This is a genomic window from Vibrio gazogenes (assembly GCF_023920225.1).
Lineage (GTDB): Bacteria > Pseudomonadota > Gammaproteobacteria > Enterobacterales > Vibrionaceae > Vibrio > Vibrio gazogenes.
Genome location: NZ_CP092587.1, coordinates 1,058,068 through 1,074,610, shown reverse-complemented (window position 1 = coordinate 1,074,610; position 16,543 = coordinate 1,058,068). Strand labels below are relative to the sequence as shown.

Here is a 16,543-nt window from a genome sequence, read left to right as displayed (position 1 = left end):
ATCGGTAACGGTACTTATCTTATAAGTATTCTACAAAACGGGATAAATTTCGGTCAGGCACTTTCATTGGTTCAAGCAGCGGTGTGCCTAAATAGAGAAAACCGACAATCTCATCATCACCTGCCAGACCAAAAGCCTGATGGACTAACGGATGGAACATCCATTTACCGGAACGCCACACACCTTGGAATCCCTGCGCCTGCGCTGCCATTTGCATGGCCTGCACGGCACATCCGGCCGATAAATGTTGCTCTAACGCCGGAACTTTTTCATGCGGTGTGACTTTGGCGATCACGGTAATCACCATCGGCGCTCGAAAAGGTGCATTTTTGACTTTTTCAAGCTGCGCTTCATCACCCTGATCAGCAATCACAGCTTGCACTAAAATATCCGACAATTTCTTTAATCCGTGCTCTTGGGCAATCACAAAACGCCAAGGCGTCAACCCACCATGATCAGGAGCTCGAAGCCCCGCACGGATAATATTTTCCAAGACATTCCCTTCTGGCGCCGGTGCGCCTAATTTCGCAACGGAACGGCGATTTAGCAGTAATTCTAATGCATCCATTTTTCGTCCTTTTAGCCAACAGTTTGACAATCCAAGTTAGCATACACTAGCTTTATTACCACTCCAATTGTTCTCCGGAAGAGTCGCAGCAACACACACATATTTGTCCGACTCAAGCATGGGCTATCAACCGCCCTGTTATTTTGTCTCCGGACTCTCCTCTGAATAAAACAGTTGCTGATGCTCCAGACGCGCCATTAACGCAGGACATGGCTGACAAAGATCACCAGACAGCGTCTGCATTTGCTCGACAATCTGCGACAACCCAACCTGATCCATATAACGGAAAGGTCCCCCTAAAAATGGCGGGAAACCAATCCCGAAAATGGCACCGATATCTCCGTCACGAGCATTGCGAATCACGGATTGGTCAAGACACATAACCGCTTCATTCAAGAGTGGTAGTACACAGCGCAATGCAATATCGTGATGACTGAGTGAAACTTGCTCGCGAATTTTTAGCTGACGGTAAATCGAACGATCCGGCTGTTTCTTCTTGCCTTTATACCGATAAAATCCCAATCCGGATTTCCGTCCTTTTCTTCCATCACTGATTAGCTGCGCCAATGCTGGCGGTGTAAGGAAGCGCTCACCCAACTCTTGAACGAGAATCGGTGAGATCTTAAAAGCCACATCAAACCCGACTTCATCAAGTAACGTCATCGGACCAACCGGAAAGCCGAAATCGACCAACGCCTGATCAATTTTTTCGATCGGCTCACCATCAATCAAACACTGTACCGCCCCATTAATATAGAGGGCGAGAATACGATTGACATAAAATCCGGCTTGGTCCTGAACAATGATCGGTGTTTTCCCTTGTTGATAAGCTAACCGGACAACCGTTGCAATCGTTTCAGGGGCTGTCCCTTGGTGAGGGATCACTTCAACCAACGGCATTTTCTCTACCGGACTAAAATAGTGTAAACCGACGATATTTTCTGGCCGGGCAGCATGAGCCGCAATGTCATGAATCGGCAAAGAAGAGGTATTTGACGCAAAGATCGTGTCCTCTCGGGTATGTGATTCAACCGACGACACCATCTCTTGTTTCAGTTTCAAATCTTCAAATACGGCTTCAATCACAACATCGGTTTCGCCGAAGCCGGAAAAATCGACCCCGCCAGAGACCTGCGCCATTGATGCCCGTACATCAGCTTCAGAGAGATACTTGCGCTGACATTTTTTATTCAAACGTTGATAGATATACTGAAATGCGTGAAGCACCCCCTGATGACTGACATCCTTGACTCTGAGTCTTTTTTTCGCCTTATCGACCGTCACATAGCCGATACCGGCACCCATCAGTCCACCACCTAAAATCGAGACATGTTGAACCTCTTTCACCCGATCATCCGCTTTCATTTCCCGTTTGAGTGCAGATGTGGCGAGAAAAATAGACCGCAATGCCTGAGATTCGCGGGTCATCGCCAAACGGCCAAATGTTTGAGACTCTTTGCTCAGTCCGACACTCATACCGTCATCTAAACCTTGTCGGATAACATCCAAAATGGCATCAATCGCAGGATAATGATGCTTCGCTTTCACCTGTGCTTTCTTGCGAGCCTGTTCGATGACCCAATGGCGGACGGTTTTCAACGCCAGCACCCCTTTCGTCAAGCGCTTTTTCCAGCCGGAGCGGATCTTGAAGTCCGTCGGTTTTTCGATGATCATCCGCGCAGCATTCAATAACCCATCTTGCGCAACACAAGCGTTGACCAGACCAAGTTTCAATGCTTTTTTACTGCGGACTTTTTTACCCGTCAGAATCAGATCGAGTGCGGGCAGTAATCCGATCAGACGCGGGAGTCGTTGTGTACCGCCTGAGCCGGGTAGCAAACCCAACTGAACTTCAGGCAAACCCAAAGCCGTGGCTGGGTCATCACTACAGACACGATAATCACACGCTAATGCCAGCTCAAGCCCGCCCCCCAGACATACGCCATGAATCGCAGCGACAACCGGAAACGGCAGCGCTTCAATTTTGTGAAAAATATCCTGCCCCATCTTTGCCAGACTCGCAGCATCTTCGGCCGATTGGCACTGCTCGAACATGGTGATGTCTGCACCGACAATAAAATTATCCGGTTTACGGGAATAAATCACTAAACCTTTAACGCGCTGCTCCGCTTGCGACAAATCCGTCAGAATGGCATCAATCTCATCGCTAAATGATGCTTTCAGTGTATTCATGCTTTCCTCTGGCACATCCAACGCCAGCCAAGCGAGATCATCTTCAATCGTCAGATGAAAACTTTTCTGCTCAGAATCATGCAATTCAGTCATGATCAACCTCCAGTACCAATGCAGAGCCCAAACCACCGGCAGCACACGCCGTCACCAAACCAAAACCGCCGTTTCTGCGATTCAGCTCGTGAAGTAATTGTGTGACCAGTCTGGCACCGGTTGCTGCGAACGGATGACCATACGCAATCGATCCTCCGGAAACATTGAGTCGTGTCATATCGACTTCTCCGATAGGGTGACTGCGTCCTATTTGCTTGGCAAAATTCGGGCTGGCAAACATTTTCAGATTCGCCAGCACTTGAGATGCAAACGCTTCGTGCATTTCGATCAACGAGATATCCGCTAATGTCAGCCCTGCTCTTTCTAAAGCAAGCGGTGTCGCATGTGCCGGCCCCATCAACATATCCCGTTTGACCGAGATGGCTTGATAAGCATAGGATCGTAGATAGCCTAAGATTGGCAGTCCTAATTCTTTCGCGCGCTGCTCGCGCATGATCAGCATTGCTGCGGCACCATCGGTTAAGGGCGTGCTGTTAGCGGCAGTGACCGTCCCGAAACGACGATCGAACGCAGGCCGCAATTTGCGATATGCATCCCGGTCGGTATCTGCCCGCAAGTTATTATCCTGCTCCAGCACGGCCTGATAAGGCTTCGGATAGGCTGTCATCACTTCAGCGCTCAATTTACCCGACGCCCAAGCTGCGGCCGCTTTCTGATGAGACTGAAAGGCCAATTCATCCTGATCCTCGCGGCTGATTTGATAAGTCTTCGCCATTTGTTCAGCCGTATCGCCCATCGACAAACCGGTAGAATACTCGGCGATTGCGGGAGGAACCGGTAATAGATCGCGAAATGTTATACGTTTAAAGGCCTGAATCTTTTTTGTCAGCGTTTTCGCTTTCGAGCTGGCTAACAATGCCGACGCCAATGTTTTCGATACGCCGATGGGTAGGACAGACGAAGAATCAGCACCACCGACAATTGCAATGTCCGTGTGACCACTGAGAATACTTTCTGATGCTGCGGTCAATGCCTGCAAGCTTGTCGCGCAGGCTCGTGTCACACTGTAGGCATCGGTATGAACATCTAACCCGGCATTCAGCACAATTTCCCGAGCAATATTGGGGGCTTCCGGCATTTGAATCACCTGACCAAAGACCACTTGATCAATCAATTGTTTATCGATACCGGTGCGTTGTAGTAATTCATTCACCACCATCGTGCCCAACTCAATCGCGGTAGCCTGGCGGAACGCTGTCCACTGACGGGCAAAGGGGGTGCGAATACCGCTCACAATCGCGACCCGCTCTCCTGCGTGTGTCCGGCATAGTTTTGTCGCCATATGATGTCCTTATAGAGTAGAGGTCTGACCTGTTGCAATTGTAGCTAAATTGTTAACAGATGCCAAACAACCACTTCATTTTCTTTTGCAAAATTTTCTTTTGTAAAAAGAGCGACTAAGCACATTTTGAATATCAGCGCTCTCTGACGAAAGGTGATCGGGTGAAAAGGGAATAGGGTGAAAGTCATGCTTCTATCACACAGGCAGTGAATCCTCATATGAAAATTGAAGCAAAAAAAAACCACACAAAACTGTGTGGTTGGAATGTATAAAGCAATTAACTTACGCCAATTGAAAAATCAGTTTCCTGATTAGGAGAAAGTAAAGTCAGCCTTCAAAAGGAAGTGTCATCTTGCTCAACATGTTAACCTGACGGCTAACCAGATGACATGAGCTACTATAATGACTTTCTGTGAATAATTTTTGAAATAGATCAATTTTGTTTTGATTTACAGAAAAAAGCCTAAATTCTTTCAGAAGCACGGCAAAAGCCCCAAAAAATGTATGAAAGTTTACCACATATAAGAATTGGTCAACGGCTCTACGTGATACATCCATCAATATAACCCTATAATTCCACACTAAAAATATGACAATTTGATGATTTAACCACTTCATTCTGATAGAGCACATACTCTAAAAAGTAACTTTTTCACCCCAATTCATGCCATATAGCTACCAGATCAGTAATTTTACACCATAAATTTAAACTGGTCGGATTTCTATGCCCTACACTAGTCACTAGTATCAGCCGCCAACTAAGTAAATACTCTAATAATACTAGGGATATTTACTGGACAAGGTCCATTTAGAGACCGTTAAAAAAGGAAATTTATCTATGAACAAGACGCGCTTGTTTCAGAAAACCCTGATCGCAGTAGCAGTATCAGTGACCGCCCAGCAGTCCTTTGCCGCAGGTTTTCAACTCAATGCACAATCAGCGACCGGACTTGGCCGTGCTTTCGCTGGTGATGCCGTCATCGCAGACAATGCCTCTGTTATTGCGAAAAACCCAGCAGCCATGGCTCTGTTTGATGATGTTTCCCTGTCACTTGGTGTTGAAAGCATCACCACACTGATTGATGTGGACGATGCAACCTACACCAATAAGATCGCCAAAACCCAAAGTAATGCCAACTACTCTGGTGCGGGTGACACATCGTTTGCACCGAACATCTATCTCGTCGTCCCAGTCAATGAAAAATTTGCCTGGGGGCTCAACGCCTATTCAAATTTCGGGACTAAAACTGAATTTGACGATGGCTATGCCGGATACGAATTCGGTGGAAAAACCGATGTGAAAAGTTTCAACTTCGGTGTGGTCGGTTCTTATCGAATCAATGAACAATGGAGTCTTGGTGCCGGTTTGGATCTGATCTACGGACAAGGTAAGTTCAAACGCCCACTCAGTCCGCAGGCACAAGTAGCAGTAAAAACAGCAAACGTAAGCTCAGGTGTCGGTACTGACCTTGATGCCGACGGCTGGGCTGTCGGCTATAACTTGGGTGCCGTATACGAATATAATGAGAGCAACCGTTTTGGTGTCGACTATCACTACAGCCCGGATCTCAAAGCGGATGGCGATGTTGAATCGGCAAAGTACACCCAAGCCAGTGGCAGTATCTCTGATACAGTCGTGATGCCGCTGCCTGATTTTGCCGAATTCTCCGGTTATCACCGTTTGAATGACGATTACGCTGTTCACTATAGTATTCAGTGGATCAAGTGGTCTGAATTCGATGTCCTCGCAGCCGAGACCAGTGGCACGATTAATAGTTATCAGTGGAAAGATGGCTGGCATTATTCGCTGGGTGGCACCTACTTCCTGAACCAGACCTGGACACTCCGTGCCGGCTATATGTACGACACCAGTGCACAAGACGATGTCCGCTCGATCTCTGTACCTGATTCGGATCGCCAGTGGCTTTCGGCCGGTTTCACCTATCACTTGGATGAAAAATCGAATATCGATTTCGGCTTCACTTACTTAATCGGTGAAGATATCTCCGTCACTGAAGAATCGAGTTTCGGCAAGATCACCGGCACTACACATGCTGACGCAGTCCTACTGGGACTACAATACAGCCGCAGCTTCTAAGACCTGATATTGTCCGCCGTATAAACACAAAAATCCGCCGCTCTGGCGGATTTTTTTATCCGGTGCGGATTATAACTTTCTTAACACTGCTTCTGCTGACTCTTCCAACAAATCTAACACCCGTTCAAATCCGGCATCGCCGCCATAATAAGGGTCCGGTATTTCATCTTCTGTTGACTGACCGTGACTGAGAAACAGCGATAACTTATGTTGGTGCTCTGCGGGACATCTGGCCTGTAAATCAGCGAGGTTATCCCGATCGGCGGCAAGAATCATATCAAACCGTGCGAAGTCATCGCTTGTCACTTGTCTGGCGCTCATCCCGGCAAAACTATAGCCGCGTTGTTCTCCGGCCATTCGCGCCCGGCGGTCCGGTGGGTTCCCCTGATGGTAAGCAATGGTTCCGGCAGAATCGACGTCAACCGCGATGCCCATTTGCGCAGCTTTCGCTTTGAGCACGGCTTCTCCTGTCGGAGAACGACAAATGTTGCCCATACAGACCACCAGAATTGATTGTTTATGTTGACGCATGGATGACCCTTGTGATGATTGCTTGTGATTGATTGAATCGTACTTGAGTTACATGCTGGTATCAAATTCGCAGTTTTTAAGCGAACAAGTTTCAAGCCAATGACCAAGTTTGCCGGTGGCTCATCCTGTTAGGACTGACCATACTGAAGCTATGGTTTTTGCAATCGCATCATTACGCTATGATACCGCTATTGCGCCCATGAAATAGGAATCTGACACCATGTCAAATGAAGATAACCAATCTGATCGTTATCAGGCACGCCAGCAACGAATCAAAGAAAAAGTTGATGCAAAAATTGCATCAGCAACCGAAGAACGCGGGATCGTGATCGTGATTACCGGCAATGGAAAAGGCAAGTCAACATCCGGTTTCGGTACGGTTGCCAGAGCCGTCGGACATGGTCTGAATTGCGGCGTGGCACAGTTTATAAAAGGCACATGGGATAACGGAGAACGCAACCTACTGGAAAAATTGGGCGTCACATTTCATGTCATGGCAACCGGGTTCACTTGGGAAACCCAGAATAAAGATACGGATACCGCTGCCGCACAGGCCGTGTGGGAACAATGCCAACAGATGTTGCAAGATGAAACGCTCAACGTGGTCTTGTTAGATGAGCTGACATATATGGTCAGTTATGGCTACGTGGCACTGGAAGAGGTTCTCACCGCACTGCAACAACGGCCTCCGATGCAAACGGTCATCATTACCGGACGTGGTGCACATCGAGAACTGCTTGATCTGGCAGATACTGTTTCAGAAGTTAAAAACGTCAAACACGCTTTTCAAGCGGGTGTAAAAGCGCAGCAAGGGATCGACTGGTAACAGTGACCCGATGCAAACAACGCAACAAGGACAGGTTTTAGCCTGTCCTTGTTTTTTAGCGCAACTTGATCGTCACTTAGCCATCATATTGGAATCACGGATTTGCGCTTGGGCGAGAACATGCTAAAAAAGTCCCTTAAGCAGCTTGTTCAGCGCTTTCTTGGTACGCTCATCTTTGATTTTGCCATCCAGTTTTTCCAAACCTCTGTCGAGTTCTTTCTGCACTTTTTGTTTCGCAACATCATCGAACACCAGCTTATATTGAGGTTGTGTCCAGCTTCCCTTGACCTGAATCGGAATAGTGACATCTTTCAGCTCATTGATGTCTTTTCCGCCTTGGCCTTTCAACGTCCCGACAATCGATGCACGAACAACCACATCTACGGTTTGCGCCACGTAATTCACGTCACCTTGGGTATGCACACGCAATAGCGGAGACTGTAACGCGCTCTCTTTGATGGTGGCCACACCTTGGCTTAAGTGGAGTGTCGCACTGGCGGCACTAAAGTCTGTTTTCTGTACACTTTCAGTGTCATCCAACAGTTTGCCTTTCAGTTTGGCGTAGCCCTGACGAATGACTTGAGCAACATTGATACCGTTGACCGCACCATCTTGCAATTGAACTTTCACTGTCCCGGCAATGTTCTCTTTAAGGCGTTTTTCACTTAAACCCCGGCCGTGCAGATCAAGTTCGACTGAACCTTGACCTTCAAGACGATCATTATCAGCCACCGCTTTTAACACCGGTTGGATCTGAATCCCTTGCAAAGACTGCTGCATCTGATAAGTCGCAGGTGCCACGCTAGCATTGAGGACACCACTCCCTTGTAAATGGCCTTGATATAAATCGGCCTGTAACTCAGCAAGTGTCAGCACGCCATGTCGCAGATTCACTTTGATCCCTAAGTTGTTTAACGCCAGTTTCTGCGCTTTGAGCCCGGCAATATTTAACGTCCCGTCGAGATCAAATGCTTTGAGCGCAGTCAGATCCGGTTCTTGAGTCGATGCGGCTTGTGTCGACGAATTCGCAGCAGCCACCGCAGCTTGAGCCGATGTCTCCTCTTGTGTGGCAGCAGCAGTGTCCGTTGCTGGTGGTAAAAATGGACTGAGATCAATCTGATCACCCTGAAGCCGGAAATGAATCGCAGGCTTATTCCCCAAATGAAGCGACGTGTTCCCTTGTAATTTCACATCCGCCACTTGTAGTTTTAAATCGCTCATATCCAACTGGCTTTCAGGCAGATTCATCCGAAGATTTCCCTGCACCGCAACCGATAACGGACTCACGGGCAGTTGCGCGCCAGTCAGCTTTAATTGCGTATCCAACCCATTGACCCGAACATACTGATACTGTGCATCCAGATTCAATGTGCCTTTCCCGCTAAAATCGATGTCATTGTCGGCAAGTTTACCTGCAACAGCCACCTCAAACGGTGCATCCTGACCGACTTCGAACATCGGTAAAGACAACGTCAGAGTACGTATATCGTTCGTTTCATCCTGATAACTGCCCTTCACCGATATCTGGCGTAGCGCATAGTGGCGATAATCAGCGGATAAACGAAAGTCGCCCTCTCCCGCGACCGAGAATTGTTGCACGGCCCGTTTCCCCTGGACAGACCAAGAAAATGTCGTCCACTGGTTTGGGGCAAAAGCACTCACCGTCAGATTCACATCATCAAGCGAGAGTTGATTTTCTGGCTGAGCCTCATTGAGTACCGCGATACGAGCTTCGCGGATATCGACGCCAGCCACGCTAACCTGCCATGGCTGCGCCTTTTCAGTCGACTGAGTTGAATCCGTTGATGTCTGCTGCTCAGGCGTGGCAGCATCGGTCGGCTTCGCCGTGTCCGTTTGCTGTGCTTGCTGTTGATGGAGCAGACGATCTAAATTGGTGGTACCGTCCCGCAAGGTTTCGATCTGAATATCAGCACCGTCCAGATTGATACTGCCGATGTCTAACTCTTTATCCAGAAGTGGCATCACCGCCACATCAATAGACAGGTGTGACACATGCAGTAAGTTTTGTCGCTGAAAGCCTGTTGGATTTTTCAGCGATACATCATCAACCTGAAAACCAATCGCAGGGAAAAACTGCCAGCGGATATCACCGCCAATCACAACATCCATTCCCGTTGCTTTTTTCGTTTGTTCAACAATCAGCGGCTTGAACTGATTCGGGTCAACGACGGTGACTAATGTGATGATGCCAGCGGCAATCACAGCGCAAATTATCACAACCGTGAGGAGTAATTTTTTCATTGGCAATTTTCCTGATCACTTATTTTTCGGATCACTCATTTTCCTGCTCTCTTAGAGAGAACTAAGACCGTTGATCGATAAGAATGTTTCTTAAGATAGGTATTTTATAATCAAATGACAACCATATGCACTTTGTCTCGCTCTGCTCAACGTCAGACTCATGTCAAAAAATGCGGCTCAATAGAGAAATAATTGTTTCATCGTCATGCACCATTGAGGGCATCATCATATGATGGAAGTGTTTATCTGGCGGGGAGAATAAAAAATGGCACGCTGTCAGGTGCCATTTCCGTAATCAACAGAAAGTCAGTGCAATACCCGGTTCAGGACTTGAGCAACTTGGCGATATGAGCTTTCAACACATCGATAGCAATCCGGTTTTTCCCACCACGCGGAACAATGATGTCTGCATACTGTTTAGACGGCTCGATAAACTGTAAAAACATCGGTCTGACCGTTTCCTGATACTGTTTCAACACCGAATCCAGCGTTCGTCCCCGCTCTTCAACATCACGTTTCACGCGACGCAGCAGACAAATATCTAAAGGTGTATCCATAAAAATAGTCGCATGCATTAATTCTCTCAGACGCGGCTCAGTTAACAACAGAATCCCTTCCAGGATGATGACCTTTTTCGGATTCATACGCTGCGTATTGTCTGTGCGGGTATGTTCGGTATAACTATATTCGGGGACATCAACCGACTCTCCACGAACCAATTGCTGTAAATGTTCACATAATAAATCATGGTCCAACGCACTCGGATGGTCATAATTGGTTTTGACCCGTTGCTCCATACTCAGATGATTTTGATCCTTATAGTAGCGATCTTCGGTAATCACACCGATTTGGTGGTCACCGACTTTGGCTCGCAATTCACGGTAGATGGTACTCGCGATAAGACTTTTCCCTGAGGCAGAAGCGCCAGCAATCCCTATAATGACGCATTGATTGTGATCAGACATGATTGTTCACTCGATACATTTGACTAAGAAACCAGATAAGCGGGCGTGATTATAGAGACAAGCTCCGTCGGATACCAGATTCACACGGTTAAAAAAACATAATTTATCTTTTCTTTCATCAAAGTAGCACTTAACACGGACAATCCCTGTCCAATCAATACAAAACTCATTTCAGATGAGTGAAGGGGATCGCATCCGGAATCACCTGACCATGCCAATACAAATGGCTGGCAATCCGCTCAGCCATCGCCAGATAAAGCTGAGCATGCTCGCTTTCAGGTCGTGCAACAACGGTCGGGCAACCTGTATCAATATCTTCACGAACCTGCCGGTGTAATGGAATTTGCGCCAATAGACTCAAGCCGTACTCCTGCGCCATTTTCTCCGCTCCACCAGTCCCAAAGAGGTCTTCACGGTGACCACACTGACTACAGATGTGGTAACTCATATTCTCCACCAACCCGACGACAGGGACATTGACCTTTTCAAACATCGCCACACCTTTGCGAGCATCCGCGAGTGCCAAATCTTGCGGTGTGGTGACCACCACCGCGCCGGTCAGGGGCATCTGCTGTGATAAGGTGAGTTGGATATCTCCGGTGCCCGGTGGCATATCCACCACCAAATAGTCTAACGACGGCCATTCGGTCTCATTGAGCAGTTGCTGAAACGCTTTGGAGGCCATCGGACCTCGCCATACGGCGGCATCATCCTGACTCATCAGATAACCGATCGAATGTGAATACAGTCCGTGTGACAGCACCGGTTGCATCCAACGTTCATCACGAACCGCCAGTTCCGCATGGACAGTCCCTAACATCATCGGAACCGATGGTCCGTAAATATCTGCATCCAAGATGCCGACACGAGCATGAGAGGCAGCCAGTCCCAAGGCCAGATTGACCGCGGTTGTGGATTTACCGACACCGCCTTTTCCTGAAGTGACTGCAATAATATTTTTGACCCCTTTGACGGGAGAAGCGACCTGAGTCTGCAAAGTTTTCGGCACGATGTGGACACAAATGTCACCGGCAACAGGTCGATCAGCTTGCGCTGCAATCCATTGGCGTAGCTCGTCCGCCAGCGTATTCGCAGCAAAAGGGAGTTCAATGTGATAGCGGTCATCTTCATGGGTGTAAACCAGCCCCGGTTGGGATGCCCAATCGGAACGCAAACAAGGGTGAGAAAATTGATTCAACCAGATACAGAGTTGTTGGGGAGGTGTAAGCTGCCGCATAGATTACCTTCTTGACCGGATACGATTTCAATCGACACGCTCACCTGTGACGACACGTTCATCAGGTAGCGCCAAAAGCCTATGCTAACACCACAGTAAACCAGACAGAACCCCTGCAAGAGAAAGGAATAACGCCTTGGCGTTATTCTTGTCATCGGGTAGTATTAGCAGTCACAAATTTTTGATACATCACTCCGGCAACCTCAGAATCACATATCAAACTTTCATACGACTATATTTTGAGGCCATCCGAGTATAACAGACAGAGCGAAAGATAAGTTATGGCAACTGAACCAAGAAAAATTCTGGTAACTTGTGCCCTACCGTATGCCAACGGTTCTATCCACTTGGGCCATATGCTGGAGCATATTCAAGCGGATATCTGGGTACGCTACCAACGCCTACGCGGCAATGTCATTCACTTTATCTGTGCAGATGATGCACACGGTACCCCGATTATGCTGAAAGCACAGCAGATGGGGATCACGCCAGAAGAAATGATTGCTTCGGTCAGTCAAGAACACCAGAAAGATTTTGCCGGTTTTGATATTAGCTTTGATAACTATCACAGCACTCACAGTGAAGAAAACCGTGAGCTTTCTTCGCTGATTTATCAACAACTCAAGGCTAACGGATTTATTTCCAGCCGGACGATTTCCCAACTGTACGATCCTGAAAAAGAAATGTTTTTGCCTGATCGTTTTGTCAAAGGCACCTGCCCTAAATGTCACTCAGAAGATCAATATGGTGATAACTGTGATGCCTGTGGCGAAACCTACAGCCCGACAGACTTGATCAATCCGAAGTCTGCCGTATCCGGTGCGACACCGGTGATGAAAGATTCTGAGCATTTCTTCTTTGATTTACCCCAATTTGCAGACATGCTGAAAGCGTGGACACGGTCTGGTTCTTTACAAACAGAAATGGCCAATAAAATGCAGGAGTGGTTTGAATCCGGTCTGCAACAGTGGGACATATCACGCGATGCGCCTTATTTCGGTTTTGAGATCCCGGGCGAAAGCGGTAAATATTTTTATGTCTGGCTCGATGCACCGATCGGTTACATGGGGTCGTTTAAAAATTTATGTGATCGACGCGATGATCTGGATTTCGACGAATACTGGCACAAAAACAGTCAGGCCGAACTTTACCACTTCATCGGTAAAGATATTGTCTACTTCCACAGCCTGTTCTGGCCAGCTATGCTGGAAGGATCGGGTTTCCGTAAGCCGAATAACGTATACGTTCACGGCTATGTCACCGTGAATGGCGCGAAGATGTCGAAGTCCAAAGGGACATTCATCAAAGCGAGTACCTATTTAGACCATCTTGATCCAGAGTGCTTGCGTTACTATTACGCAGCTAAACTCAATAACCGCATTGATGACCTCGATTTGAATCTGGAAGATTTCACCCAACGGGTGAACTCGGATGTCGTCAATAAAATCGTTAATCTTGCATCACGCAATGCAGGTTTTATCAACAAACGTTTTGCAGGACAACTGGCAGCGACTTGTGTCGAACCAGAGCTGTATCAGACATTTATTGATGCCGCTGAGCATATCGGTGAACTGTATGAAAACCGAGAGTTTGGCCGGGCGATCCGCGAGATCACCGCCTTGGCGGATAAAGCCAACCAATATGTTGATGAAAAAGCTCCGTGGGTGATTGCCAAGCAGGAAGGAAAAGAACAGGAGCTGCAAGAGATCTGTTCAATGGGTCTGAACCTGTTCCGCGTCCTGATGACTTACCTCAAACCCGTGATGCCAGCGCTGGCAAGCCGTAGTGAAGCATTCCTCAATCAAGAGCTGAGCTGGGATGCCATCCAACAACCTTTAGTTGATCATGAGATTGCAGCGTTTAAAGCCCTCTTCAGCCGCATTGATCCAAAACAAATTGAAGCGATGGTCGATGCTTCCAAAGAAGCGGTTGAGGCCGAAAGAGCCATCATTCAGGCATCCGCTCAGGAAGAGACGGAACTCAGTAAAGATCCAATCGCCCCAGAGATTGAATTTGATGATTTCGCCAAAGTTGATCTCCGTATTGCGAAGATCTTATCTTGTGAAGCGGTCCCCAAAGCGGATAAGTTACTCAAGTTCCAACTGGATATCGGTGGTGAGGTTCGTCAGGTCTTTTCCGGTATCAAAGCCGCTTATCAGCCTGAAGAACTCGTAGGTAAATATACTGTGATGGTTGCCAACCTGAAGCCTCGGAAAATGAAGTTTGGCTTATCTGAAGGCATGATTCTCGCTGCGGGTCCGGGCGGAAAAGAGCTCTGGATACTCGAACCGCATGAAGGTGCCCGTCCGGGTATGCGCGTCATGTAAGATTGATAGTATTATCAACCTATTAGAGGCCTTATCGGATACCGATAAGGCCTTTTTTATCAATACGCATCCACACACACAGATACAACATCTCCCCAAGATCATCATTTGTGCACAACGACGGTGCAATGCAATCATGAATCAAAGGTTAAGATAATGATTTTAAAAATAAAATAATCTGGCACTAATTCTGCTTCTGTTTAACGACAAGGATACAAAGGTGTCTTGACCTTTGTGGGGGAGACGTGTTTACTTTCAATGCAATTGGCTGATGTTTTTAGCGCACACAACGCTATATTGCACAAGGGGCAACAACCACAAAATCAAGCCGTCTCTCTAAAAACAAGGAGTTGGTTATGTTTGTCATTATTTCGATGCTGATTTCCGTCAGTATACTCGGATTCATGTTTTATCTTGCCAAACAACGTGAATCGACCTTGCAACGGAAGTATGAACTGCTTGTTGATTTACGTCAGGTGCTGTATCTGTGTCGCCAACATCGAAGTGCCACACACCATGTTCTCATGTTTGGTGAGCACAGAGATGTTGAAATCGAGCATCTCGCCGGACTGCTGAATGAGAAAACCACTCACCTCATTTCCATTGCTCATTTTGATAACAAGCCAATGTATCGAGTGCTTCAACTCAAACTGAAAGCCCTCATTCGGGATTGGTCGGAACGGACGATTTCACGCAATCAAATGATTCACGGTAAAGCAATCCGCCACTGTATGTTTCTTATGGATGAAGTCATGCTGGCTTGGTTAATTGAAGTCAACCGGGAAGATTTGAGTGATGAATATCATATGAACTGGCAGCAAGTCATTGATGCAATGGACGCTTTGACACAATTCAGGATCTGTATCGAAGAGATGAATACACCCGAAGGACAAACACGTTTACAACACTGTGCAGACATACTCGCAAGAAAAGTGAACCAGTTAACGATGGTGAGTCCCTTATCGATCTCCTCCCCGACGTGTACCAAAGCTCTGGTAATTTTATCAGATGTGGGTAAATCCCTTGACTCTCATATCAGTGCTGAAGCGATGTATCAGATGAGTGAAGATATCTCGTTGAGTATTGCTCATGTTTACGACCATATGCTGGGAGAACTCATTGAGACACTGTATTTACCACTCCCAAAGTTACTCACCGCCTAGACCAATAAAAGGCGTCATGTGTCATCGCACATGACGCCCCGAAAAGTTTAGGTGAAGATCAAGCGAGCAAAAGCGCTGCGGCTTTCACGACAACGCGTATCGATTTTGCTTCCACTTCTTTAATAATTGCATGATCCGGGATTTCTTTGAGTGTTCGGTTGATAATCACACCACCGATACATCCCGCTTGCAAACCAGAACTAGCGCACATGGTAAACAGTGTTGCGGATTCCATCTCAAAGTTCATCACACCCATCGCTTGCCACTCATCAACAGAGCCCTGAAAACGACGCGTTACCCGACCGGAATACGTGTCGTAACGCTCCTGCCCCGGATAGAATGTGTCACTCGAAGCCGTAATTCCCGTATGAACCGGAATACCTTCATCATCAGCAGCCTGCTTGAGTGCACTCATCGCGGCAAAATCTGAGACAGCCGGGAATTCCATCGGAGCAAAGTGCAGACTTGCACCATCTAAGCGAACAGCACCGGTTGTCACGATCATATCCCCGATCTGAATATTAGGCTGAATAGCCCCCGTTGTACCGACACGTAAGAAGCTGCGAACGCCTAACTGTGCCAGCTCTTCTACTGCAATTGAAGTCGATGGTCCACCGATGCCTGTTGAACAAACAATGACGGGTTTACCCTCAACTTTTGCGCGATACAGGGTAAATTCACGATGACTCGCCAGAAATTCTGGAGAATCCATTTGGTCAGCAATTTTCTTAACGCGTTCAGGGTCACCGGGCAATATCGCCAGTGTTGCACCATTCAGATCTTCTTGCGTGACTCCGAGATGAAAAACTTTATCTGACATTATTGTCTCCTTCATTGTAATCTTGGTTGAAATACTCAAACTTCAGTATCATGGAATGCTCAAAGCACTTTAACCAAGATTTAGCCCTCAAGTGCCAACTTAGATCACACATAATGAATATACATGACATCATATTTCATCAATATGTGACGCACAT

The 16,543-nt window shown here is 47.3% G+C and carries 12 protein-coding genes; 4 read left to right on the top strand and 8 right to left on the bottom strand.

The annotated features are described in order from the left end of the window. Window positions 1-19 precede the first annotated feature (19 nt). The 3 genes from MKS89_RS04935 to fadI all read right to left on the bottom strand — a co-directional run bounded on the left by MKS89_RS04935 (window position 20) and on the right by fadI (window position 4,157). Window positions 20-568 carry an NAD(P)H nitroreductase gene (locus MKS89_RS04935; protein ID WP_072962774.1) on the bottom strand — a complete coding sequence of 183 codons (549 nt, stop codon included), beginning with the start codon at window positions 566-568 and terminating at the stop codon, window positions 20-22. Window positions 569-706: 138 nt separating this feature from the next. After that, entirely contained in the window at window positions 707-2,854 is a 2,148-nt protein-coding gene (gene fadJ / locus MKS89_RS04930) for a fatty acid oxidation complex subunit alpha FadJ (RefSeq protein ID WP_072962777.1), read from the bottom strand. After that, complete coding sequence (gene fadI / locus MKS89_RS04925; RefSeq protein ID WP_072962780.1) at window positions 2,847-4,157, bottom strand: acetyl-CoA C-acyltransferase FadI; 1,311 nt, start codon at window positions 4,155-4,157, stop codon at window positions 2,847-2,849. Before fadI ends, fadJ begins: the two co-directional genes overlap by 8 nt. Before the next feature lie 838 nt (window positions 4,158-4,995). On the opposite strand from fadI, the gene MKS89_RS04920 reads away from it, so the two are divergent. After that, entirely contained in the window at window positions 4,996-6,255 is a 1,260-nt protein-coding gene (locus MKS89_RS04920; RefSeq protein WP_072962784.1) for an outer membrane protein transport protein, read from the top strand. Between the two features lie 69 nt (window positions 6,256-6,324). On the opposite strand, the gene MKS89_RS04915 is transcribed toward MKS89_RS04920, so the two are convergent. Beyond that, window positions 6,325-6,786 (bottom strand): low molecular weight protein-tyrosine-phosphatase, encoded by a 462-nt coding sequence (locus MKS89_RS04915; RefSeq protein ID WP_072962786.1) that lies wholly within the window; start codon window positions 6,784-6,786, stop codon window positions 6,325-6,327. A gap of 220 nt (window positions 6,787-7,006) precedes the next feature. Between MKS89_RS04915 and cobO the strand changes: the two genes are divergently transcribed. Then, window positions 7,007-7,612 (top strand): cob(I)yrinic acid a,c-diamide adenosyltransferase, encoded by a 606-nt coding sequence (gene cobO, locus MKS89_RS04910; protein ID WP_021019507.1) that lies wholly within the window; start codon window positions 7,007-7,009, stop codon window positions 7,610-7,612. 123 nt (window positions 7,613-7,735) lie between these two features. Here the strand turns inward: cobO and MKS89_RS04905 are convergent, their stop codons facing one another. From MKS89_RS04905 to apbC, 3 genes are all read right to left on the bottom strand, one after another. After that, entirely contained in the window at window positions 7,736-9,874 is a 2,139-nt protein-coding gene (locus tag MKS89_RS04905) for an AsmA family protein (RefSeq protein ID WP_072962788.1), read from the bottom strand. A 323-nt stretch (window positions 9,875-10,197) separates the two neighbouring features. Beyond that, window positions 10,198-10,839, bottom strand: coding sequence for a uridine kinase (gene udk / locus MKS89_RS04900; protein ID WP_072962791.1), 642 nt, complete (start codon window positions 10,837-10,839; stop codon window positions 10,198-10,200). A 166-nt stretch (window positions 10,840-11,005) separates the two neighbouring features. Continuing rightward, window positions 11,006-12,076: an iron-sulfur cluster carrier protein ApbC gene (gene apbC, locus MKS89_RS04895; RefSeq protein WP_072962793.1), complete on the bottom strand. Its 1,071-nt coding sequence runs from the start codon at window positions 12,074-12,076 to the stop codon at window positions 11,006-11,008. Between the two features lie 281 nt (window positions 12,077-12,357). On the opposite strand from apbC, the gene metG reads away from it, so the two are divergent. Together metG and MKS89_RS04885 are read left to right on the top strand one after the other, a co-directional pair. Then, on the top strand, window positions 12,358-14,403 hold the full coding sequence (gene metG, locus MKS89_RS04890; RefSeq protein WP_072962795.1) for a methionine--tRNA ligase: 2,046 nt from the start codon (window positions 12,358-12,360) through the stop codon (window positions 14,401-14,403). Window positions 14,404-14,759: 356 nt separating this feature from the next. Then, complete coding sequence (locus MKS89_RS04885; protein ID WP_072962797.1) at window positions 14,760-15,566, top strand: hypothetical protein; 807 nt, start codon at window positions 14,760-14,762, stop codon at window positions 15,564-15,566. Between the two features lie 58 nt (window positions 15,567-15,624). Here MKS89_RS04885 and udp read toward each other — a convergent pair whose 3' ends face one another. Next, the gene (udp, locus tag MKS89_RS04880) at window positions 15,625-16,386 is read right to left on the bottom strand and encodes a uridine phosphorylase (RefSeq protein ID WP_072962800.1); all 762 of its coding nucleotides are present in this window, start codon (window positions 16,384-16,386) and stop codon (window positions 15,625-15,627) included. Window positions 16,387-16,543: the final 157 nt, after the last annotated feature.